Origin of the sequence: Streptomyces sp. NBC_01217 (assembly GCF_035994185.1) — a bacterium.
Classification (GTDB): domain Bacteria; phylum Actinomycetota; class Actinomycetes; order Streptomycetales; family Streptomycetaceae; genus Streptomyces.
The window spans coordinates 3381180-3402603 of the sequence record NZ_CP108538.1 but is presented as its reverse complement, the minus strand read 5'-3'; the positions used below and the strand labels follow the sequence as shown (position 1 = coordinate 3402603).

Genomic DNA, 21424 nt, shown 5'->3' with positions numbered 1-21424 from the left:
TGCCGCCATGCCCACCTTCGAGCAGCTCCTCAACGCCAGACTCGGCCCGCTCGACACCGCCGCCACCCAGTGGACCGAGATGATCGGCAAGCTGACGGCCCTCCAGACCGATGCGTCGGCCATGAAGACCAAGGCCGACAAGTCCACCTGGAAGGGCGAGAACGCCACCGTCACCAAGGAGTTCGTCACCAAGACCGCGAAGGAGTTCAGCGACGCCGTCACCGAGGCCGAGTCCGTACGCGACCTCCTGAAGGACGCCCACGCCCTTCTCAAGTTCGCCCAGGACGACCTCAAGGACACCTACGAGAACCCGCCGCCGGGCATCACCATCTACCCCAACGGCGTCCTCAGTCACCGCGTCCACCCCGACCACAGGTCCAAGGACAGCACTGAACCCATCGCCACCGAAGCGCAGTTCGACGCACTGCGCAGCAAGCTCGAAGGCATCCTGCAGCGCGCCAACGAGGTCGATGAGCTCTGTGCCTGGGGTCTGCGGGCGCTGATCCGGAACCACCCCAACGACTTCGGCAGCACGGACCTCGGCGGTGTCGCCGACGCCAAGAAGATGCGTGCCGAGGAGAAGCAGCAGGCGGAGAACGGTCGCGAGGCTGCCAAGCTCTACGCCCGGTGGGACTACCTCGACGGCAAGGAGCGCGAGCGGCTTCTCACGCTCGTCGAGGGCGGGCAGGACTCGCCGGCGTTCTCCGCCGAGCTCATGCAGAACCTCAGCTACAACGGCCGCGAGGACCAGGAGGCGCTGCTGCTGCTCGCCGGCGGCCTGGAGGGCGGTGGCCGCGACGGCCAGGTCTCCGCCACCGATGCCCGCCTCTACAAAGCCCTGTCCGGTAGCCTCGCCACCGCCACCGCCACCGCCACCGCCACCGCCACCGCCACCGGCCCCGACTCCCCGATCGGGTCGCCCGGCGGCGTCACCTCCGCCTGGACCGACCGACTCGTCGCCATGGCCCGCGACGGCAACGGCCTGCCCGACCGGCACCCCGGGGCGCTCAAAGGCGGGGCTGCGGGCTGGAACGCCCTCACTCACCTGATGGCCGCCGACGCCGGAGACTCGACGTACGACCCGAACGTCAAGGGGTCCTCCCCCTGGAGCAAGGACAAGGACGACCCGGTCTACAGCGCAGCCTTCCTGACCGAGGTCGGCGACTCCATCCGCGAGTGGGAGACCAACGACAAGGACGCGTACGACGGCGTCATGAAGAACTGGCAGGGGACGCAGGAGGACCCGATGAAGGGCCTGCTGAACGCGATGAGCCGCAACCCGTCCGCCTCCACCCACTACTTCGACCCGAACACCACGGACAATCTGAAGTACTTCATGGAAGACCGGCACTGGCCCGGCGGAGACGTCGAGAACAAGATGCCGCCCGAGTCCCAGTACACCTCGGCTCGCGCCGAGTTCGGGGCAGCGCTGGAGGCGGCGGCGACCGGCCGGGCGCCGGGTACCCCTCTGCACCCCATTCCCGCCCACCACGACGGTGCGCAGACAGCGATCTTCGAGCGGGTGATGGACGAGTACGCCGAGGCGACGAAGAAGGACCAGAGCGCCGTCCCCCTCCCCATGCGCGTGCCCATGGGCGACATGATCGCCGACTACGCCTCCGACGTGCACCAGATACTTGGCAAGAGCATGGACGGGCCCACCGACTTCAACAACCTCGACATCGATCGGGGTGCCCTCACCCGGATCATCCGGTCCACGGCCGAGGACCCGAACGCCTTCGGCGTCATCCACAATGCGCAGAGCACGGTCATCGCCGACGGGCTCGACCGCTTCCCGGCGGACTCGTACCGGAAGGAGGACCCCGAGCTGCGTGCCTGGATCAAGCAGTCCGCGGCGGTACTGGGCCACATCGACGGTGTGCGAGGCGACATCATCTACGACCTCGGCCAGGCGCAGAAGGACGCGAACGGCTGGAACAAGATGATGAACTACCACATCATCGGCGCGCCCCTGACAGCCATCCCTATCGCTGGCGACGCCATCCAGCGCACGGTCGACGTCGGCACGGCCGCATACATGAACGAGCTGAACGCCAAGGTCGATGCCGAAACCCGCAACAACATGATCAACCACTACGACAACGGCGAGCGTCAGATGTACGCCATGCTGCGGGGGACAGCGATGGCAAAGGGGATCAAGGAGTCGGAACTGGACGTGAGCCCCGGCGAGTACGAGGACGGCCTTCAGCCGACTGCCCAGCAGTGGTACCAGAGCGGCATCAAGGACGCCGACATGAAGATGGGCCAGCCGTAGCGATGAACCGGAAGTACCTGATCCTGCCAGCCGCACTCGTGGTCGCGGCGGCCGTCGTGGCCGCCGTCCAGCTGTGGCCCAGTCCGCTGAAGGACCTGCGCGCACGCAATCTGTGCCTGGGCATGCTCACCAAAAAGACCGCGGGTCTCCTGAACGACGGCAACGGAGGCCGCCTCACCGTCGACGAGGAGACGGCGGACGGATCCGCGTCCAAGGCGTCGGACCCGGTCTTCTCCACCATCTGCTTCGTCAACCGGGACCCCGAAGGGGACGCGGCGGACCGGCTTCAGTACACCCTCGACGTGCGGCCGACCGACACCCTCAACAAGCCCGCCAAGGACGCAACCCCGGTCGGCGGCGGGCAGTCCGGCTGGATCGGGCCGCGCCAGAGCGAAGTCCAGCTCCCCGCCTCCTGCGCCAGACCCATGGGAACCAGCGCCCCTCACGTCACCGTGACTCTGAAGATCGCCCCGGGCGTCCTGGTCAAGGAGAACTGGGACACGGCAGCTCTGATCTCCAAAAGCCGCACCATCCTCCTGGAGGGCATCGACAACCTCACCGAGCAGTACGACTGCACAGCCTAGAAGCGCGAACGGGACTTCGCGCGATCAGGCGAGCTGGAGCGATCTGCGCCGGTGGTTCGGCCGACAGTACGTCTGCCGATTCGGTCGTGCGGTCCTCTCCGCGCCCGTCTCACCCCTCCTCCGGGGCCAACTGAGCCATCACCAACCCGTACAGCAACTCCGCGTCCACAAACTCCCCTTGCTGCGGCGCCCCGCACCGCCAACTCAGTGGGTACGTGTTGCCGGTCGATGCGGGGATTCCCACGTACTGGTCCCTGGCGGCCGGCCCGAAGCATCTGGCGCCCGGCGGCCAGTCGTACTCCTTGCTCGACCCGGGCGGGATCAGGAAGTACATCCACCTTCCGCCCGCCAGCTCCCGTACGACCGGGCCCGGTTCGCCCTCGGTGAAAGTTCCGAGGTGGTGCAGCACCGCCTCGCCCCGTATGCCCCGCAGTCGGATCGCGTCGAAGTGGATGCCGGTCAGGTGGAGTTGGTGCCCGGTGGCGGGTACCCATTCGGGGAGTTCCTTGCTCGTCATGACCCCAAGGATTCCGATGGCTGCGTAGCGTGACCAGGAGGACGCGGTCCACATCGAGGGGATGTAGTGAGGGTGGTGGTGACTGTGGGGACGAGTGGTGAGCCGTCACAGGTGCGGAGGCTTGTGGGCGAACTGATCCGTATCCACCGGGTACGGGCGGCGCTCACGCAGAAGGACGCTGCGGACAGGCTGTTGATCTCCGAGTCGCTGATGGGTGCGGCCGAGCGGGCGGAGCGCATCCCGACGCTGGAGTTACTGGCCGACGCGGACCGGGTCTTCGTCGCGGGGGGTGCGCTGAAGGCGTGCATCGAGCTGATCGACGAGGAGAAGTACCCGGCGAAGTTCCTGGACTGGGCGCGGCTGGAACGGAAGGCGCGGGTCATCAGCGCGTACGAGACGATGCTGATTCCGGGGCTGCTTCAGACGGAGGCGTACGCGTACGCCCTGTACCGGTCACGCAAACCCGCCTACACCGAGGACGAGGTCGTCCGGCACGTCGAGGCGCGGCTGGAACGGCAGGCGGTGCTGATGCGTACGCCTCCGCCACACGTGGGGCTCGTCATCGAGGAGTCGGTCCTGGACCGGACGCTCGGCGGCGCTGCGGTGCTGAAGGAGCAGCTGTTGCATCTGCTGGATTGCATGGGGCGGATGAACCACCTCACGGTGCAGGTGATGCCTGCGGATCAGCACACGCACGCGGGATTGAACGGGCCAATGCAGTTGATGTGCACGGCGGAAGGCCGCAATCTGGTGTTCGCGGAGAGCCAGGGCGGCGATAGGTTGATCTCCAGGCCGGAGCAGGTGGGCGATACGTTCGACCTCTTCGGAATCCTGCGGGCCCAGGCGCTCACCCCCTGGAAGTCGGCGGAGATCATCGAAACGAAGGCGAGACAACTGTGACCACCGGGCCCGAGCTCTCCTGGTTCAAGTCCAGCTACAGCAACAACGAGGGCGGCGCCTGTATCGAAGTCGCCTACGACTGGCGCAAGTCCAGCTACAGCAATAACGAGGGCGAGGCATGCGTCGAGGTGGCCGCTTGCCCTCACGCCGTCCACGTTCGCGACTCCAAGGTCACCGACGGCCCCACCTTCGCCGTCGCCTCCGCCGCCTGGACCGCCTTCCTGGCACATGCCATCGAGGGCTGACCGTGAGCGTGTCGCGAACTGCTGACCCCGGCCCCGCCGTTGTCGTCATCACCGGCGTGATGGCCTCGGGGAAGTCCACCGTTGCCCAGGGCCTCGCCGAGCGGCTGCCGCGGGCCGTTCATGTGCGTGGGGACGTCTTCCGGCGGATGGTGGTGTCCGGACGGGCCGAGATGGTGCCGGGGGCGTACGAGGAGGCTCTCGCCCAACTCCGGCTCCGGTACCGGCTGTCGGCGATGACGGCCGACGCGTACGCGGGCGGGGGGTGGACCGTCGTGATGCAGGACGTGGTGCTGGGGGAGGAGTTGGCCGCGTACGTCGAACGCGTGCGGACCCGGCCGCTGTACGTGGTCGTGCTCGCCCCCGAGCCGCGAGCCGTTGCCGAACGGGAGGCCGGGCGGGGCAAGAGCGGCTACGGGGCCGGGTGGACGGTGGAGTCGCTGGACCGGGTGCTCCGGGAGGAGACGCCGCGGATCGGGCTCTGGCTCGATACGACCGGGCAGAGTGTGGAGCAGACGGTCGACGCGGTGCTCGCGGGGCTCGACCGGGCACGGGTGATGGATGCGGCGGAGCTGTGCTGAAGTATCTGTGCGGCAGCCCAGGCGGACTGAGTATCGGCGCGCACGGAATGATTCAACGCGTTGGTTTCACCACATGCCCCAACGCGACGAGGCCGATGCCGATGGCGAGAAGTGAGGGCGAGTGGGCGTACAAGCTGAGCACCATGAGCAGCGCACCCGCTCCCCAGAGCCTGGGCTGTCGGACATGTCGCTGAAGCCGGCGACCCGGCATGCGGCCGAGCAGGAGGGCGTGGATTCCGATGGTCGTCCAAGCCACAGCCAGGGCGAGCATCGCGACAAGCATTGAGATGACCAGTAAGCCGAGCCTGACCGTACCTCCGGTGATTTGGTAGGTCCCCTCCCATCCGAGGATGCCTGGTGTGTCAGCGGCCGGGCGGCTCTTTTGTCATGCAGCGGTGTTCCGGCGCGCGGCGCCGGCGGAAGACCGGTCAGAGCTTGAACAGCACTCCGCGCCAGGTCCATCCCGCGTTGAGGACCGCGTTCCGCAGGGGATTCTTCATCTCCTGCGAGTCGAAGCCGAACGTCTCGACCTTGCGCCGGTGGCCGTCGGGCCCTCGCTCGTACGTCCACTCCTTGGAGACCGTGGGCGCCGGGCCGCGACCGTACTTGCGCGATACGGCAGGCCCTGATGGATCCCCGATCCGCGTCTTCTCCCACTGCTCGTCGAGGCTCCGCACCTCGCGCTTCGTGTGGACCAGACGCATGCGGATCTTGAGGGTCCGCTCCAGCTGTATGCGGGAGGAGGCGGAACCCACGGCAGGCAGCAGGATCCGCCACTCCGCGACCAGATCGGCCTTTTCCTCAGGGCGGGCGTTGCGCACGGCGAACGGCACGTCTGTGCCGTTGAGCGCGAGCAGTGTGGCCCGGACTTCCAGGGCGGGAAGCGGTGCGACGTCACTGGCTGGGTGCTTGGTGCCCATGTATGTGTCCCGGAGGCGCCCCATCGTCAGATCCCCGCCCCGGTGGTGGTGGTGAGCGTCGGCTTCTTCGGACGGGCCGGGAATCGGCGTTCCGGGGGGCGGATTTCGATTGGCAACGGCACTGCTGCGGGCATCTCGGGCCCTCCTTCCACGCGAATGTGCAGTCCCAATTTGCCACCGGGCGAGCCGAGATGGTGCCGGGGGTGTGGAGAAGAGGCTGTCGCTCATTTTCGGCCCCGGCTCCGACCCCCGGCTCCCGCGGGCGGATCCGACTGGATAGCGTGGGTGGTTGATGAATGCGGAGCCGAGGCTTCGGCAGCGCCAGGGATGTGGATACGGGGGAAAACGTGACGTTCGACGCGGAATGGGCGGCGCTTCGGGCGGAATCGGTGCAACGGGTCGATATGCGACTCAACAGCACCGGTGGTGGCAGTGGAGGGCAGAGCGGCCCCGCTGCCCCGGACCTGGCTGTCAATCGGGACGACCTCGGTGCAATCGGACATGATGCCTACGACCTGCGTACCCGGCTGTCCAAGGACGGCGACCACGCCCGGCCTTCGACTTTCGATGCGGCGATCGCGCTCACCAACGGCAGCTTCGAGAGTGGATCCGCACTTCTGAAGGTCCACGACCGGTGGAACACGCATCTGCATACCCTGCTCGACGCCTGTTCGCAGATCTCGAACCATCTCGACTACACGAAATCCGCCCATGCGAAGGACGATGTCCAGATCGGTGGCGATCTGCTCTCTGTTTCCAAGCTCAACGAGTATCTGAAGTAGTACGCGGGGGAACCAGTACATGCTGAAGTTCGAGGACATCGTCGACGCGCCTGTGACCAAGCTGAAGACGGCGGCCGATGACTGGTCGGAAATGGTCGCCAAGCTGGACCGGCTGGCCGAGGACGCTCAGGACGGCATGAAGGCCAAGGCGGACAAGGCCGAGTGGGAGGGCGTCAACGCGGGCGTCACCAAGGGGTTCATCGGCAAGACGGCCAAGGAGTTCAAGGATGCCGCGGCCGAGGCCAAGGGCGTCAAGCGGATCCTTGAAGACGCTCACACGGCCATCAAGAAGGCCAAGGACGACCTGATCGGTATCAGGGACGACGAGGGGCCCGCGGCCGGTATCCATGTCGACGCCAAGGGCAAGGTCACGGCACGGCACCCGATAGAAGAATCCGGCATCTCGCCGAACCAGGATCCCGACTACTTCGAAATTCTGGGCCAGCAGAAGAAGACGATCGAGGCCTGGCAGAAGAAGATCGACCTCATCGTTGACAACTGCAACGATACCGACGCCGCCTTCAAGAACGCCCTTGAGGCCAACGTCACCGGGCGCCGCGACTTCAGTGCGCCGAAGTACGAAAACCTGGACCAGGAGGAGGCGGCCCGCGCCGCGGCACTCGCCACCAAGGGCCGCGATATCACACACACCGAGCTGCGGGCGCTCAATGAATTGCTTCACGACAATGGCAATTCGCCCGATTTCGCGAAGGGCTTCTACGAGAAGCTCGGCCCGGAGAAGTCGCTCGCGTTCTTCGGTCAGCTCTCGACGGATACGTACGAGCACGGAAAGGTCGACAAGGAGCGGCTCAAGGACGTCCAGGCCCTCCAGAAGAACCTGGGACTCAACCTGGCCACCGCGTCCCACGACAAGGACTTCACCGCCGAGTGGGGGCCGGAGCTGCGCAAGCTGGGTACGGAGCGCGTCCCAGTTGGGGCGGGGCGTTACGGCTACGACGCCGCATATGGCTACCAACTGCTCGGCGGCATCATGCGCTACGGGAACTACGACGCGAAGTTTCTGAACCCGATCGCCGAGCATGTGGCCCAGTTGCACCAGAAGGACCCGGGCATGTTCGCCGGGACCAGGGTGCTGAACGGTCTGCTCACGAATCCGTTCAACCCCTCCGGCATCAACGGCGCCGGCTACGACCCGGCCATCGCCATGCTGGAGGCGCTCGGAAACAGCCCGGACGCGGCCAAGCACTTCTTCACTGATGATCCGACGGCCTACAACGAGGACGGCACGGTCAAGAAGGGCGCGCAGGCGGACCTGGGCAAGGACGAGCACGGCAACCCTGTCGAGAAGTACCTCGACTTCTTCGCGAACGAGAAGTGGGAGTCCTTCCCGGATGCCGAAAGCGGGGCCCAGGAGGGGGCGAAGGGGACGGCTGACTTCATGCCGGATGCTCTTGGACACGCCCTGGAGTCCGCAACCCTCGGTTACCCGTACGGTCATCCGGACGCGAGTGTGGTGCGGGATGCGGACAACGCGGAGGTCATGCGCCAGGTGATGGAGAAGTACGGCGCAGACGCCGGACTGCTGAAGCATCAGGAGGCCCTGGCGGACAGCCTCGGCACCATGGGCGCCGGGTACATCGACGACATCAACTGGTCGCTGGACAAGAATCACCCGGACAGCATCTTCGCGCCGAGCAAGAACCCGGACGGACACCTCGACTTCTCGGAGTCGGATGAGAGGAACGGCCGGGATCCCGTGCGCAAATTCCTCAGCACCCTGGGACAGCATCCGGACGCGTACGCCACGCTGTCCAAGGCGGAGCAGGTGTACTCAACCAGTCTGTTGGAGTCTTTGGTCGGTCCGGACGGAAAGTTCGACCAGGGGGCAGCCCGGTCGACGGTGCACGTTGGTGCCGAGGTCCAGGGCATGCTCGACCAGTCCCGTGCGGACCAGGTCGAGGCCACGAATATGAAGACGCACGAAGACTATGAGAAGGCGGTTGCCAAACGGTCGAGCTGGGTGGAATTCGGCGCCGCGACAGGCATTGCAGCCGGCGTTGCCTTCCTTCCGGCAACCGCTGCGGTGGGCACGGCCGCCGTACTCATTCCGCTGGCGACCGACACGGGCATCGGCGCGGTGGAGCAGGCCGTTGGTCAGGTCATCGGGGATGTTTCGGACAACTCTGTGGACAAACACAAGGAGAAGGTCGAGGAACTCACCGACGAGGAGCGGGACAAGATTTACTCCTCGGGTGAGGCCATGGCGGAGGCTCCGATGGAGCAGTTCCTGGACCGGCACACCACTGCTGAGGACAGAGGGTTCCGTCAGGACATGCTGGAGTCGATGAGGATCGGTTATGCCACAGGGAATGACCGCGAGAATCAACAGGGCAGCGCCCCGGAAACCGACTGATGCACACTGAAGAGGCAGGAAACGCGAGAATGAAGGTCGGAAAGTCTGTGCGTGGGGGAAGCGCGCTCTCGATAGCAGTGTTTGTGCTGGTTTTCGGTGTCGGGGCGGCGGGGTGTATTTCGGACAGGCCCGAGGAGCCCGAGGGGCCTTTGTATGTCGGGGCGGAGGAGGTCTGTGATGGGTTGTTCGCGGGGCCGATGGCGAAGAAGGTCGAGTCTGTTACGGACGCCACGGTGTTCGGCAGATCAGGGGCCCATGGGATGCAGGATGTCGTCGAGGCGCTCAAGGAGGGGTATGCGTCCGGCCATAGTTGGGCTGGTGGTGACAAGCTGTGCGTATTGGATCCGAAAGGGGGCAAGCAGGGGGACGTTGGGGGGCTGAGTTTCTCCATGTATGCCCCTCAGGATGTGAGAGACATCCGCCCCTCCGCCGACATTGACTATTATCCCATGGGGAAGCTGTCCGAGGTCGGACGCGGCAATGCGGGGCTCTATTTCGAGTGTGTCAGTCCTCACCTGAAGGGGTCGGAGGAGACCCCGTTGCGCATCGCGGGGGGTTTCGGGCGCGGGAACAAGAGGGCGCCTGACACGCGCGAATTGCGTGATGCCAATCTGGAAATCATCCACCGCGCGTCGCTTGCCGTGGCGAAGGAACTCCAATGCGAAAACAACGGCGGCCTGCCGGAGAAGCCCGTATTGAGGCCGTTCAAGAAAGGCATGAGTACCCCTCCGTCCCCAAAGGCTTCGGCTTAGTTGCGTGATGTCACGGCAATGGTTTTTGAGGTGAACCAGATGTGCCCAAGGATCTCGCCCGCTGTCATCAGTTTCTGGGTGAGCAGATCGTGGGTACGGTGATCGACGCGATGGGGGAGGGGGATCCGAACGTCTCCGCCCGTCGTGGGGTCAGGGATCTGGCCAGGGCGGCCGGCGAGGGAGGCCGAGGCGTGGACCGAGCCCCTTCGCCGACGCGCACTGGTACCTCAGGCTGGGGAAGGGCGCCGGGCCGAAGGGCGGTGCAAAGTGTGCCGTCCTTGTCGGGCTCCGCGAATCCGCGCCCGTATACGAGGAGGTCGGCGGGTGTCGTAAAGCGCTCAAGGGATTCATCAACGGTTTCGTGCCGTCCGCGCTGAAGGACCGGAACTGTTCCTGAAGAAATGCCGAAGCCCGCCCGGTGCGCATGTGGCGCCTGCTGGGCGGGCTTGGCGGCTGGAGGCCGTGACCGGAATCGAACCGGCGTAACTCGCTTTGCAGGCGAGTCCCTCAACCACTCGGGCACACGGCCGTGTGTTCCTCGTTGTGGTTCGACCGTAGGGCCGGGTGTGGTCGTCGCTCAAGGGCGCGGGGCGGGGTGCAATGCGACTGCCATACCGCGTTCACGATTCGATCCGCGGTCCTACGACCAACGGACCAGCGGTGGACCGTCCCGCGACAGGGGCCAAAGGAGATCTTGCCCCTTACTCTTGGGCTCATGAGTGCCCTGGAACCACGAGACACCGGTGTCGGCGTCGAAGCGGCGATACCGGTCCCGTCCACCGAGTCCGGAGGGGTTCTCGGGCGGAGTTACAGGGCGCTCAGCGTCCGCATCGTCTCCGTCGTGTTCCTGATCGCCTTCGAGGCGACCGCCGTGGGGACCGCGATGCCGGTCGCCGCCCAGGAGCTGCACGGGATCCCGCTCTACGCGTTCGCGTTCTCGGCGTACTTCACCACCAGTCTGTTCGCCATGGTGCTGTCCGGGCAGTGGGCTGACCGGCGTGGGCCGCTGGAGCCGCTGGCCACCGGGATCAGCGCGTTCGGGGCCGGGCTGCTGCTGTCGGGTACGGCGGGCGGCATGTGGATGTTCATCGCCGGGCGGGCCGTCCAGGGGCTTGGCGGCGGGCTGGTGATCGTGGCGTTGTACGTGGTGATCAGCCGGGCCTACCCGGAGCGGCTGCGGCCGTCGATCATGGCCGCGTTCGCCGCGAGCTGGGTGATCCCGTCGGTGGTCGGGCCGCTCGCCGCCGGGAGCGTGACCGAGCACCTGGGGTGGCGGTGGGTCTTCACCGGCATCCCCGTGCTGGTGGTGTTCCCGCTGGCGCTCGCGCTGCCCGCGATCCGGCGCCGGGCGTCGGGGCCGGCCGATCCCGCGGCGCCCGTCGAGCCGTACGACCGGCGCCGCATCCTGCTCGCGCTCGGGATCTCGCTGGGGGCGGGGCTGCTCCAGTACGCCGGGCAGGAGCGGAGCTGGATTGCGCTGGTGCCGGCTGTCGCGGGACTCGCTCTGCTCGTCCCCGCCGTGCGTGGGCTGCTGCCCGCGGGGACCGGCCGGGCGGCGCGCGGGCTGCCCTCGGTGGTGCTGCTGCGCGGGGTGGCGGCCGGGTCGTTCATCGCCGCCGAGTCGTTCGTACCGCTGATGCTGGTGACCCAGCGCGGGCTGAGCCCGACCTTGGCCGGGCTCTCGCTGGCGGCCGGGGGCGGGACCTGGGCGCTCGGTTCGTACGTGCAGTCCCGGCCGCGCCTGGAGCCGTACCGGGAGCGTCTGATGGTGGGCGGCATGGTGCTCGTCGCCGCGGCGATCGCGGCCGCGCCGTCGGTGCTGATCGACTCGGTGCCGGTCTGGACCGTGGCCGTGGCCTGGGCCTTCGGGTGCTTCGGCATGGGCATGGTGATCGCTTCGACGAGCGTGCTGCTGCTGAAGCTGTCGGCGCCGGAGGAGGCGGGGGCGAACTCGGCCGCGCTCCAGATCTCCGACGGGCTGTCCAACGTCCTGCTGCTGGCCGCGGGCGGGGCGGCCTTCGCGGCGCTCGGCGGCGGCGCGGTGGGGGCCGTGCACGGGGCGGCGGAGGCGGGGGGCGCCGGTTCCCATCCGGTGGCGTTCGCGGTGGTGTTCCTGCCGATGGCGGGGGTTGCGCTGGTGGGGGCGTGGGTGGCGGGGCGGGTGCGACAGCGTTAGTTGGTACCAGGATGGCCCCAGTGGTGGTACTTTTTTGGTATGGCTATGAATCTGCGTCTGCGTGACGACCAGCAAGAGGCGCTCAAGCTCCGCGCGGAAGAGGAGGGGCGGAGCATGCACGCCATAGTGCTTCAGGCGATTGATCGGTACCTGGAACAGGAGACGGACCGGCACGAGGTCCGCAGGCTCGGGGCGAAGTACGCGGTGCGTCACGCCGACCTGCTTCGGAGGCTTGGGGAGTAGTGAAGTACTTGACGGTCCAGGAGGTCCTGGACCTGGCGGAGCTCGCCTGTGGGGGGCAGCAGGTCGCGGTCCGCGATCTGGGGCTGCTCAGCTCGGCGGTTCACCGCCCCCAGTCCCAGATGTTCGGCATCGAGGCGTACTCGGATGTCTTCGAGAAGGCTGCCGCACTGCTTCAGTCGCTTGCCGTGAACCACCCCTTGGTGGACGGGAACAAGCGCATGGCCTGGATGTGCACAGTCGTGTTCCTCGACTTCAACGGTTCGGACATGGTCGACGTCGATCAGGACGAGTCGTACAAGCTCGTCATCGAAGTGGCGATGGGCAGTCTCGACGACGTCGGGCACATCGCTCGGCGCCTGCGTTCCCTGCACGCGGGCGTGTGAGCTGAGTCGCACTCGCGCGGAGCCTCGGTCCGTTCGTACGAGGTTCCGCGCGGCGCGCCGGTAGGGTGGCCCGGTTGTCCTACGGACAGCGCCCCACGTACCCGAGAGACCCGAACCGGAGACCGTGACTACTACCGCCTCCCACCACCTCTCACCCGCCTTCCCCGGCCGCGCCCCCTGGGGCACGGCCGGCAAGCTGCGAGCCTGGCAGCAGGGCGCCATGGAGAAGTACATCCAGGAGCAGCCGCGCGACTTCCTCGCGGTCGCCACGCCCGGCGCAGGGAAGACCACCTTCGCGCTGACCCTCGCGTCATGGCTGCTGCACCACCACGTCGTGCAGCAGATCACCGTCGTCGCGCCGACCGAGCACCTCAAGAAGCAGTGGGCCGAGGCAGCGGCCCGGATAGGGATCAAGCTCGACCCCGACTACAGCGCGGGTCCGCTGAGCAAGGAGTACCACGGCGTCGCGGTCACCTACGCGGGCGTCGGCGTCCGGCCGATGCTGCACCGCAACCGGTGCGAGCAGCGCAAGACCCTTGTGATCCTCGACGAGATCCACCACGCCGGTGACTCGAAGTCCTGGGGCGAGGCGTGCCAGGAGGCGTTCGACCCGGCCACCCGGCGGCTCGCGCTCACCGGTACGCCGTTCCGGTCCGACACCAACCCGATCCCCTTCGTCGTGTACGAGGAGGGCAACGACGGCATCCGGCGTTCCTCGGCCGACTACACCTACGGCTACGGCAACGCGCTTGCCGACGGCGTCGTCCGGCCCGTGATCTTCCTCAGCTACAGCGGCAACATGCGCTGGCGCACCAAGGCCGGTGACGAGATCGCCGCCCGGCTCGGCGAGCCGATGACCAAGGACGCCATCGGGCAGGCCTGGCGCACCGCCCTGTCGCCCACCGGGGAGTGGATCCCCAATGTGCTGAAGGCCGCGGACACCCGTCTCACCGAGGTCCGCAAGGGCATCCCCGACGCCGGTGGGCTCGTCATCGCCACCGACCAGGAGTCGGCCCGCGAGTACGCCAAGATCCTCAAGCGGGTGACCGGTGAGAAGGCGACCGTCGTCCTCTCCGACGAGAAGGCCGCCTCGAAGAACATCGACCGGTTCAGCGAGGACGGTTCGCGCTGGATGGTCGCGGTCCGCATGGTGTCGGAGGGCGTCGACGTGCCGCGTCTGGCTGTGGGCGTGTACGCCACCACCATCTCCACGCCGCTCTTCTTCGCCCAGGCCGTCGGGCGTTTCGTGCGCTCGCGCAGGCGCGGCGAGACCGCTTCCGTCTTCGTACCGACCATTCCGATGCTCCTCGACTTCGCCAACGAGATGGAGGTCGAGCGGGACCACGTCCTCGACAAGCCCAAGAAGGGCAGCGACGAGGAGAACCCGTTCTCGGAGGAGGACAAGCTCCTCGCCGACGCCGAGAAGCTGGAGGACGAGGAGACCGAGGAGCAGCTGCCCTTCGAGGCCCTCGAATCCGACGCGGTCTTCGACCGGGTGCTGTACGACGGTGCCGAATTCGGCATGCAGGCACACCCCGGGAGCGAGGAGGAGCAGGACTACCTGGGCATTCCGGGGCTCCTGGAACCCGACCAGGTGCAGTTGCTGCTCCAGAAGCGGCAGACCCGGCAGATCGCGCACAGCCGCCAGAAGCCGGCCGAGGACGCCGATCTGCTGGAGAAGCCGGCCGAGTCGCGGCCGGTGGTCACGCACAAGCAGCTGCTCGGACTGCGCAAGCAGCTCAACACGATGGTGTCGGCTTACACGCATCAGAGCGGCAAGCCGCACGGAGTGATCCACACCGAGCTGCGGCGGGCGTGCGGCGGGCCGCCGAGTGCGGAGGCCACGGCCGGGCAGATTCAGCAGCGGATCAAGAAGGTGCAGGAGTGGGCCACGCGTATGACGTGAGCCGACTCCTGTGAAGTGCCGGCCCGGGGCGGGGACAGCGGTCCTCGTCCCGGGCCGGCGTCGTTCGTGCGGATCGCGTGCGGCTGCCGGGCGTATCGCTACCGGACGAACGCCGCGGGCCGGCTGGCCGTGGCCACGCACGGAACCGTGGCCGCGCACGGAACCGTGGCCGCGCGACGCTCAGCGCGGACGCGGCGAAGGTCGAGCCCGGCGGGACGATCGCCCTCTCCGGCGGCGACCGGCCGACCGGGACCATGCCGCCGCCGCGCTCTGCGCCGCCGACGGCAGTGCCTGCGACAGCGGACGGATCAGCGGTTCCACGCTCCGGATCAACGCCGGCGGAACGCTCGCCGGTACGGTCACCGTGGCTGGATCCACGCGGCGTTCACCGTCCAGGACGAGACCGTCCCGGCCGGACCGTCCTTCGCGCTCTCGCCCTGCGAGGGGCCCGTCGGCACGGTGGTCCAGGTGACCGGCCGGGGCTTCGCCCCCGTGGCGACGGTCGCGGTGACCGGCCGCACCGCGGACGGGAGGCAGACCTCGGACTCGTACGTCACCCGGGTCATCGGACTCGACGGCACTCTCGCCCTCGACTGCACCGTCCGCGACCCGGCGACGAAGGCGATCAGGGCCTGCGAGGTGCTCGTGAACGGAAAAAAATGTTCAGCAGTCGTTCACAGTGAGTTAACGACGGTTCGCATCTGGTGTGCAGAGCGGCGCCGGACCGTCCTTCGACCTGGACGCGCGTAGACGTCCAGGTTTCGGCCGGCGCCGCGCTGACCGGCGCTTATGGTTCTGCGCCGCGACTCCGCTTTCGCCGACGCCCGGATTCTGGACGAGGTCTTCCGCTGAGCGGACTGGCTCGCTACTGTCCCCAAAAATGCACGCCCCGTGGCAATGCCGCCGCGGAGCGCAGCCGGTTGCCTTGGCCAGGCCGGCGGCCTCTCCGTGCGTCGCCGCTGGGACCGGTGGCACACATCCCGTGGGAATCAGCCGCCGCCGCTCACCAAAGAGGAGAGGGCGTCGTGACCGCGGAGACCTCCCAGACGCTCGACCGGGGACTACGGGTCCTCAAACTGCTCGCCGACACCGACCACGGCCTGACCGTCACCGAGTTGTCCAACAAACTCGGTGTCAACCGGACCGTGGTCTACCGTCTGCTTGCCACCCTGGAGCAACACGCCCTGGTACGCCGCGATTTGGGCGGCCGGGCCAGGGTGGGCCTCGGCGTGCTCCGCCTGGGCCGCCAGGTGCACCCCCTCGTACGGGAAGCCGCGCTGCCCGCGCTGCGGTCGCTCGCCGAGGACATCGGGGCCACCGCCCACCTCACGCTGGTGGACGGCAGCGACGCGCTGGCGGTCGCGGTCGTCGAGCCGACCTGGACCGACTACCACGTGGCCTACCGGGCCGGCTTCCGCCATCCGCTGGACCGGGGCGCCGCGGGCCGGGCGATCCTCGCCGCCCGCCAGAAGCCGGTGGGCGAGACGGCCTTCACCCTCACCCACGGCGAACTGGAGGCCGGAGCGAGCGGGGCCGCGGCGGCGCTGGTGGGGGTGACGGGGGTCGAGGGCAGCGTGGGCGTGGTGATGCTCGCCGACGCCGTACCCGAACGCGTGGGCCCCCGCGTGGTGGACGCTGCCCGCGAGGTGGCGGACGCGCTGAGGTAACCCCTGGGCGCCCGGGTTGCCCGGCGTGGGCTGTGAAGGGTGCCGGACGCGGAAAGGTCTCCCCGGCAGAACAAGCCCGTCCGGCGCTTGAGGACGGAACCGGCCACGTGGTCGGCCCGGGCAGATTCGAGCCCGTCCGGCGATCGAGGACAAAGCCGGGGTGCGCGGGGCCGGGGTCTCGCGGGGTGTGCCCCGGCCCGGCGGCTAGATTGGGCGGGTGTTCACTCGTCTCTCGCGCCCCCGCACCCTCACCCTGTGCGCCCTCCCCGTCCTCGCCCTGTTCGGCGTGGCCGCATTCACGCCGCTGCCGTTCACGCTCGCGCAGCCCGGCACCACCGCGAACGTGCTCGGGAGCGATCACGGCACCCCGGTGATCAGCATCAAGGGCGCGCCCACCCGCCCCACCAGGGGCGAGCTGCGGATGACGACGATCGTCGCGACCGGGCCCACCGCCGACGTCGGCATCGGTGATGTGATCGACAGCTGGTTCCGTACGGACCGGGCGGTCCTGCCCCGCGACTCCGTCTACCCGACCGGCGGGTCCGAGAAGGAGATCGAGAAGCACAACCTCGACGACATGAGGAAGTCGCAGAACTCCGCCGTCGACGCCGCCCTGAACTACCTCGACAAGCCCGAGGGCTCCGTCGACGTAACCCTGCACCTCGCCGATGTGGGCGGCCCCAGCGCGGGCCTGTTCTTCGCGCTCGGCATCGTCGACAAGCTCGACGGCGACGGCTCGGGCGGCGATCTCACCGGCGGCCGCACCATCGCCGGCACCGGCACGATCCAGGCGAACGGCGAGGTCGGCGCAGTCGGCGGGGTCTCGCTGAAGACTCAGGCGGCCAAGCGCGACGGCGCGAGCGTCTTCCTCGTCCCGAAGGCCGAGTGCCGGGAGGCGGGCGCCGAACTCCCCGAGGGACTCCGGCTGATCCCGGTCACGACCCTGAAGAGCGCGGTGTCCTCGCTCCAGGCGCTGGAGCAGGGGCGCAAGGTCCCGAGCTGCTGACCTCGGCGTCCTCCTCCGCCGTGTCCCCGGAGCCGGCAGTGAACTCCACCTCCGCCCCGTCCAGCGTGCGCCACACCGGGAACACCAGCGGGCTCAGCGTCGCCAGCAGGTACACCCCGCCCATCGCCAGCAGCGCACCCCTCGCGCCCGCACTCTCCACCAGCAGCCCGGCCGCGAGGCCGCCCACCGGCATCGCCAGTTCGCAGCCCGCCGTGATGACCCCGGACACCCTGCTGCGCAGTTCCTCGGGCACGCTTCTGTAGGCCACCGTCGTCAGGATCGGGTTCAGCACCCCGCCCGCGACCCCGCTCAGGGCCATGGTCACGGCCAGCGGCAACGTCGTCCCGGTCAGCGCGGCGACCGCGTACCTGGGCGCGCCGCACAGCACCACGCACACCGTGAAGACGGTCCACCGCGAGAAGCGGTGTCCGACCGCCCCGTACAGCAGCGCCCCGGTCAGCCCGCCCGCGCCGAACAGCGCGGTGAGCAGCCCGATGTCCCTGGCCCCGCCCAGTTCCTCGGAGGCGTGCACCGGCAGCAGGACGGCGTTCCAGCCCTGGTCGGTGCCGTTCATGAAGAGGACCATCACGACGGTCGCCAGCAGCAGCCGGTTGCGCAGCAAGTAGACGTATCCCTCGCGCAGTTCGGTGCGGTAGGCCCGCATCGAGACGGGCGCCACGTCCTTGCGGGGCTCGGCCGCGCGTATCCCCCGTACCCCTGTCGCGACCAGCAGCGCCGACGTCACGAACGTCGCGCCGTCCAGCAGCAGTACGGTCTCCGCGCCGACCAGCGCGATCAGTACGCCCGCCAGTGCCGCCCCGACCATCCTGGACCCGCGCGCGACGGCGTCGAAGAGGCTGGCGGCGCGGGCGAGGGTGGTGCCCGCGTGATCGGCGAGATCGGGTACGAGTACGAAGCGCGCCGTGTTGCCCGGGGTGTGCAGGAGTCCGCTGACCGCCATCAGCGCGCACAGTATCCAGAATTCGAGCGCGTCCGCGTAGTGCAGCAGGGGTATGGCGGCGACGGCCGTGCCGCAGACGAGGTCGGAGGCGACGGAGACCCGGCGCCGGCCGATCCGGTCGATGACGGGCCCGCCGATCAGTGCGGAGACGACGATCGGCAGGGTCGCGCAGAAGGCGACCACGCCGGCTCGTCCCGCGCTGCCCGTGGTCTCCAGAACGAACCACGGGACACCGATGAGAGTGAGCGAACTTCCTATGGTCGAGATCGAGTTGGCTGCCAGCACGGACGCGAACGGCCTGCGGTCACGAATGCCCGCGGACGTGCTGCCCCGTGCGGTGCTCCGTGTGTTCTTCCCCCCGTCCACGGCTCTAGGCCGTACGAGGCGAACGGGCCGGCAGTGCGGGCCGGGCCGGCATCAGGCGCAGGCCCAACTCGACCATGATCCAGCCGAGTTCGGTCCGCAGATCCCTGCGCGGGGCGCGGTGGACGAGGCGGAACCGGGCGGCCCGGTGCTGCAGTTCGGCTGAGCGGAGGGCGTGCAGCTGCAGGTGCGTGTCGGGGTGCATGGCAAGGGATCCCTTCGGTCGGTTCAGGCGCTGGGACGCGGGAAGACGTGCAGGTGCGTACGGACCACGGCGGAGCCCTCGGCGTCCTCTGGGACCCGTCCGCGATAGCTGTTGACCAGGTCGTGGATCCTGTCGGCCAGCTCCCGGGAGAGCTCGGGCGTGAGCCGGATCTTGAAGTCGCTGAGGTTCCAGCTCTCGTTCCACTCGCTGGACCAGTCGTGCATCGTGCCGAGCCAGGTGTTCAGCTCCTGGGCGTGGGTCGTGGCGATCTCATGGAGTACGAAGTTCATCGCGCCGCGGACCTCGGGGTCGGCGTCCTGGATGATCCGCGGGTCGAAGGTGGAGCCGGAGTGCAGTGCCCGCCACCACCGCTCGCGTCCCTTGCCGAGCTTCGGGTCGTCCTCCACGAAGCCGTACGAGGCCAGTTGGCGCAGGTGATAGCTGGTGGCTCCGCTGGACTCGCCCAGCCGGTCGGCGAGCCCGGACGCGGTGGCGGGGCCGAACTCCCGGAGGGTGTTGAGCAGTCGGATGCGCAGGGGGTGGGCGAGCCCGCGCAGTGCGCGGGCGTCGATGTTGAGCAGCTTCGGATCGTCGGCGGGCTTGTTGCCGTCGGCGCTTTCTCTCGCGTCCATGCCTCGACTGTAGAGTTGCAAAGCTCCCTTTGCAACACCTTCTTTGCATCGAGTTCTTTGCAACTTCCCGGCGGGCCTATCCGTTCCTGATGAAGCCCTCCTGGATCAGCCAGTCCTTCGCCACCTGGTGCGGGTCCTGCCCGTCCACGTCCACCTTGGCGTTCAGCTCCTGCGCGACCTCCGTCGTCAGCTTCCTGCTGACCGGGTCGAGCAGCCCCGCGATCGCCGGGTACTTGTCGAAGGTCGCGGTGTGGATGACGGGCGCCGCGTTGTAGTTGGGGAAGAAGTGCTTGTCGTCCACGAGCACATCGAGGTCCATGGCCTTGATCCGGCCGTCCGTGGTGAACACCTCGCCCAGCAGGCAGGAGTTGGACTTCGAGACCTGGGTGTAGATGATCCCGGCGTCCATCTTCTTGATGTTGGCGGCCGGGACCGACATCCCGTACGCCTTCTCCATCCCCGGCAGCCCGTCGTCGCGCGAGGCGAACTCGTTCTCCACACAGATCGTCACCGCCGACGGATCCCTCCTCGCCAGCGCGGCGACATCGGAGAGCGTCCGCAGGCGGTATTTCGCGTTGTTCCTCCTGCTGATGGCGAGCGCGTAGGTGTTGTTGAGGGTGGACGGCGTCAGCCACGTCACCCCGTTGTCCCGGTCCTCGTCGCGTACCGCCTTCCACTGCTCCAGCGGGTCGGCGATCGGCTTCGCATGACCCAGATAGGTGATCCAGGCGGTGCCCGTGTACTCGTACATCGCATCCGCGTCGCCCTTGATGATCGCCTCGCGCGCGCTGATCGAACCGGGCAGGTTCGTGCGGTCCAGGACCTCCGCACCGGCGGCCTTGAAGACCAGGCCGATCATCTGGCCCAGGATGATGTTCTCGCTGAAGTTCTTCGAGGTGACGGTCAGCGAGGCACCGTCCAGCGGCTGCCCCAGGCCGACGGAGCCCGGCACCACGGTGTCCGCCATCGGGGAGCCGCTCTTCAGCCCGCATCCCGAGAGCGCCAGCGCCAGTGCCACCGCGCCCGTGAGCCCGGCGCGCACCGTGCGCGCGCCCATCTCACCCCACCTCCAGACCGCGCGGCGTCAGCGCCACCTCGACCAGCGAGGCCAGCCAGTCCACCAGCAGTGCCAGCACCACCGTCAGTACGGAACCCAGCACCAGCACCGGCATCCGCTGGGTCTGGATGCCAGAGGTGATCAGGTCCCCGAGGCCGCCGCCACCGACGAAGGTGGCCAGGGTCGCCGTACCGACGTTGAGCACCAGCGCCGTCCGCACACCGGCCAGGATCAGCGGGACGGCGAGCGGGAGTTCGACCTTGGTGAGCGTCCCCGTCGCCGACATGCCGATGCCGCGCGAGGCCTCGACCAGGCTCGGTTCGATCGCCTTGAGACCGGCCACCGTGTTGGAGAAAACCGGCAGCACCGCGTAGATCACCATGCCGATGATCGCCGTCGACGGACCGATGCCCAGCCAGATGACCAGCAGAGCCAGCAGACCGATCGCCGGGGTCGCCTGGCCGATGTTGGCGACGGCCGTGACCACCGGGGCGCCCTTGCGCAGCCGCCGCCGGGTCAGCGCGATCCCCAGCGGGATGGCGATGATCAGCACCCAGAACGTCGAGATCGCGGTCAGCCTCACATGCTGCCACCAGCGCAGCTGCACATTGCCGCCGGTGAGAGAGTTCCTCGCGATCGAGTCGAGCTGGATGCTGCTGATCCACAGATACGTGACGGCCAGGACGACCGCGAGCGCCGCCGGCAGCAGCACCAGCTTGCGCCAGGTGATCCGGCGCTGCGGCCCCGCCGGTGGTGGTGGAGGCTCCTCCTCCTCGTCACGGAAGGCATGCCCCATGACGTCGTGTTCGCCGGGCGGGCGGTCCTTGTCGGAGGAGGGCGCGGACAAGGGCGCGGACGCGGACGTGGGCGCGGACAAGGGCGTGCGGCGTCCGGAGCG

22 protein-coding genes and 1 tRNA gene are annotated in these 21424 nt (G+C 68.2%); 14 read left to right on the top strand and 9 right to left on the bottom strand.

Translation table 11 applies throughout. From position 1 onward, the window contains the following. Positions 1-7: 7 nt before the first annotated feature. Both OG507_RS14985 and OG507_RS14980 read left to right on the top strand, forming a co-directional pair. Complete coding sequence (locus OG507_RS14985) at positions 8-2275, top strand: DUF6571 family protein (RefSeq protein ID WP_327367699.1); 2268 nt, start codon at positions 8-10, stop codon at positions 2273-2275. A gap of 2 nt (positions 2276-2277) precedes the next feature. Next, a complete protein-coding gene (locus OG507_RS14980; protein ID WP_327367698.1) occupies positions 2278-2859 on the top strand; it encodes a hypothetical protein in 582 nt (193 codons plus the stop codon). Between the two features lie 109 nt (positions 2860-2968). Here OG507_RS14980 and OG507_RS14975 read toward each other — a convergent pair whose 3' ends face one another. Further along, positions 2969-3376 (bottom strand): hypothetical protein, encoded by a 408-nt coding sequence (locus OG507_RS14975; protein ID WP_327367697.1) that lies wholly within the window; start codon positions 3374-3376, stop codon positions 2969-2971. Between the two features lie 123 nt (positions 3377-3499). On the opposite strand from OG507_RS14975, the gene OG507_RS14970 reads away from it, so the two are divergent. From OG507_RS14970 to OG507_RS14960, 3 genes are read left to right on the top strand one after another with little or no spacing between them, the layout of a single operon-like run. Next, a complete protein-coding gene (locus OG507_RS14970; RefSeq protein ID WP_327367696.1) occupies positions 3500-4276 on the top strand; it encodes a helix-turn-helix domain-containing protein in 777 nt (258 codons plus the stop codon). Next, on the top strand, positions 4273-4521 hold the full coding sequence (locus OG507_RS14965; RefSeq protein WP_327367695.1) for a DUF397 domain-containing protein: 249 nt from the start codon (positions 4273-4275) through the stop codon (positions 4519-4521). The genes OG507_RS14970 and OG507_RS14965 overlap by 4 nt, the downstream gene beginning before the upstream one ends. 8 nt (positions 4522-4529) lie before the next feature. Further along, positions 4530-5099, top strand: coding sequence for an AAA family ATPase (locus OG507_RS14960; RefSeq protein ID WP_327367694.1), 570 nt, complete (start codon positions 4530-4532; stop codon positions 5097-5099). Between the two features lie 428 nt (positions 5100-5527). Here OG507_RS14960 and OG507_RS14955 read toward each other — a convergent pair whose 3' ends face one another. Next, positions 5528-6019: a hypothetical protein gene (locus OG507_RS14955; RefSeq protein WP_327367693.1), complete on the bottom strand. Its 492-nt coding sequence runs from the start codon at positions 6017-6019 to the stop codon at positions 5528-5530. A gap of 347 nt (positions 6020-6366) precedes the next feature. Here OG507_RS14955 and OG507_RS14950 point away from each other — a divergent pair, with 347 nt between their 5' ends. From OG507_RS14950 to OG507_RS14940, 3 genes are read left to right on the top strand one after another with little or no spacing between them, the layout of a single operon-like run. Next, positions 6367-6801 carry a hypothetical protein gene (locus OG507_RS14950; RefSeq protein ID WP_327367692.1) on the top strand — a complete coding sequence of 145 codons (435 nt, stop codon included), beginning with the start codon at positions 6367-6369 and terminating at the stop codon, positions 6799-6801. 19 nt (positions 6802-6820) lie between these two features. Continuing rightward, the gene (locus OG507_RS14945) at positions 6821-9175 is read left to right on the top strand and encodes a hypothetical protein (protein ID WP_327367691.1); all 2355 of its coding nucleotides are present in this window, start codon (positions 6821-6823) and stop codon (positions 9173-9175) included. Next, positions 9175-9927 (top strand): hypothetical protein, encoded by a 753-nt coding sequence (locus OG507_RS14940; RefSeq protein ID WP_327367690.1) that lies wholly within the window; start codon positions 9175-9177, stop codon positions 9925-9927. Before OG507_RS14945 ends, OG507_RS14940 begins: the two co-directional genes overlap by 1 nt. A 454-nt stretch (positions 9928-10381) precedes the next feature. Here the strand turns inward: OG507_RS14940 and OG507_RS14935 are convergent. Continuing rightward, positions 10382-10456 (bottom strand) — tRNA-Cys (locus tag OG507_RS14935). A gap of 186 nt (positions 10457-10642) precedes the next feature. On the opposite strand from OG507_RS14935, the gene OG507_RS14930 reads away from it, so the two are divergent. The 4 genes from OG507_RS14930 (at position 10643) to OG507_RS14915 (ending at position 14635) form a co-directional block, all read left to right on the top strand. Beyond that, positions 10643-12103, top strand: a complete 1461-nt coding sequence (locus tag OG507_RS14930; protein WP_327367689.1) for an MFS transporter — start codon at positions 10643-10645, stop codon at positions 12101-12103. 45 nt (positions 12104-12148) lie between these two features. Continuing rightward, positions 12149-12346: an Arc family DNA-binding protein gene (locus tag OG507_RS14925; RefSeq protein ID WP_327371976.1), complete on the top strand. Its 198-nt coding sequence runs from the start codon at positions 12149-12151 to the stop codon at positions 12344-12346. Continuing rightward, positions 12346-12729: a type II toxin-antitoxin system death-on-curing family toxin gene (locus OG507_RS14920; protein WP_327367688.1), complete on the top strand. Its 384-nt coding sequence runs from the start codon at positions 12346-12348 to the stop codon at positions 12727-12729. The genes OG507_RS14925 and OG507_RS14920 overlap by 1 nt, the downstream gene beginning before the upstream one ends. 124 nt (positions 12730-12853) lie before the next feature. Beyond that, positions 12854-14635 (top strand): DEAD/DEAH box helicase, encoded by a 1782-nt coding sequence (locus OG507_RS14915; RefSeq protein ID WP_327367687.1) that lies wholly within the window; start codon positions 12854-12856, stop codon positions 14633-14635. A 359-nt stretch (positions 14636-14994) separates the two neighbouring features. On the opposite strand, the gene OG507_RS14910 is transcribed toward OG507_RS14915, so the two are convergent. Further along, positions 14995-15192 (bottom strand): hypothetical protein, encoded by a 198-nt coding sequence (locus tag OG507_RS14910; protein WP_327367685.1) that lies wholly within the window; start codon positions 15190-15192, stop codon positions 14995-14997. Between the two features lie 468 nt (positions 15193-15660). Between OG507_RS14910 and OG507_RS14905 the strand changes: the two genes are divergently transcribed. Together OG507_RS14905 and OG507_RS14900 are read left to right on the top strand one after the other, a co-directional pair. Continuing rightward, entirely contained in the window at positions 15661-16302 is a 642-nt protein-coding gene (locus OG507_RS14905; protein WP_327367684.1) for an IclR family transcriptional regulator, read from the top strand. A 217-nt stretch (positions 16303-16519) separates the two neighbouring features. After that, positions 16520-17308 carry a S16 family serine protease gene (locus tag OG507_RS14900; RefSeq protein ID WP_327367683.1) on the top strand — a complete coding sequence of 263 codons (789 nt, stop codon included), beginning with the start codon at positions 16520-16522 and terminating at the stop codon, positions 17306-17308. Here OG507_RS14900 and OG507_RS14895 read toward each other — a convergent pair. The 5 genes from OG507_RS14895 to OG507_RS14875 all read right to left on the bottom strand — a co-directional run bounded on the left by OG507_RS14895 (position 17238) and on the right by OG507_RS14875 (position 21322). After that, positions 17238-18581: an MFS transporter gene (locus OG507_RS14895; RefSeq protein WP_327371975.1), complete on the bottom strand. Its 1344-nt coding sequence runs from the start codon at positions 18579-18581 to the stop codon at positions 17238-17240. The genes OG507_RS14900 and OG507_RS14895 overlap by 71 nt on opposite strands. A gap of 58 nt (positions 18582-18639) precedes the next feature. Further along, the gene (locus OG507_RS14890) at positions 18640-18837 is read right to left on the bottom strand and encodes a hypothetical protein (RefSeq protein ID WP_327367682.1); all 198 of its coding nucleotides are present in this window, start codon (positions 18835-18837) and stop codon (positions 18640-18642) included. 23 nt (positions 18838-18860) lie between these two features. Continuing rightward, positions 18861-19469 (bottom strand): ArsR/SmtB family transcription factor, encoded by a 609-nt coding sequence (locus OG507_RS14885; protein ID WP_327367681.1) that lies wholly within the window; start codon positions 19467-19469, stop codon positions 18861-18863. 76 nt (positions 19470-19545) lie between these two features. Further along, entirely contained in the window at positions 19546-20526 is a 981-nt protein-coding gene (locus tag OG507_RS14880; RefSeq protein WP_327367680.1) for a glycine betaine ABC transporter substrate-binding protein, read from the bottom strand. A 1-nt stretch (position 20527) separates the two neighbouring features. After that, positions 20528-21322: an ABC transporter permease gene (locus OG507_RS14875; RefSeq protein WP_327371974.1), complete on the bottom strand. Its 795-nt coding sequence runs from the start codon at positions 21320-21322 to the stop codon at positions 20528-20530. Between the last annotated feature and the right edge of the window lie 102 nt (positions 21323-21424).

Excerpts from the sequence above, each read along its gene's own strand:
- OG507_RS14930 (WP_327367689.1), top strand. The coding sequence starts at position 10,643 with ATGAGTGCCCTGGAACCACGAGACACCGGTGTCGGCGTCGAAGCGGCG.
- OG507_RS14875 (WP_327371974.1), bottom strand. The coding sequence starts at position 21,322 with ATGGGGCATGCCTTCCGTGACGAGGAGGAGGAGCCTCCACCACCACCG.
- OG507_RS14880 (WP_327367680.1), bottom strand. The coding sequence starts at position 20,526 with ATGGGCGCGCGCACGGTGCGCGCCGGGCTCACGGGCGCGGTGGCACTG.
- OG507_RS14885 (WP_327367681.1), bottom strand. The coding sequence starts at position 19,469 with ATGGACGCGAGAGAAAGCGCCGACGGCAACAAGCCCGCCGACGATCCG.
- OG507_RS14945 (WP_327367691.1), top strand. The coding sequence starts at position 6,821 with ATGCTGAAGTTCGAGGACATCGTCGACGCGCCTGTGACCAAGCTGAAG.
- OG507_RS14940 (WP_327367690.1), top strand. The coding sequence starts at position 9,175 with ATGCACACTGAAGAGGCAGGAAACGCGAGAATGAAGGTCGGAAAGTCT.
- OG507_RS14890 (WP_327367682.1), bottom strand. The coding sequence starts at position 18,837 with ATGCACCCCGACACGCACCTGCAGCTGCACGCCCTCCGCTCAGCCGAA.
- OG507_RS14980 (WP_327367698.1), top strand. The coding sequence starts at position 2,278 with ATGAACCGGAAGTACCTGATCCTGCCAGCCGCACTCGTGGTCGCGGCG.
- OG507_RS14955 (WP_327367693.1), bottom strand. The coding sequence starts at position 6,019 with ATGGGCACCAAGCACCCAGCCAGTGACGTCGCACCGCTTCCCGCCCTG.
- OG507_RS14975 (WP_327367697.1), bottom strand. The coding sequence starts at position 3,376 with ATGACGAGCAAGGAACTCCCCGAATGGGTACCCGCCACCGGGCACCAA.
- OG507_RS14925 (WP_327371976.1), top strand. The coding sequence starts at position 12,149 with ATGAATCTGCGTCTGCGTGACGACCAGCAAGAGGCGCTCAAGCTCCGC.
- OG507_RS14985 (WP_327367699.1), top strand. The coding sequence starts at position 8 with ATGCCCACCTTCGAGCAGCTCCTCAACGCCAGACTCGGCCCGCTCGAC.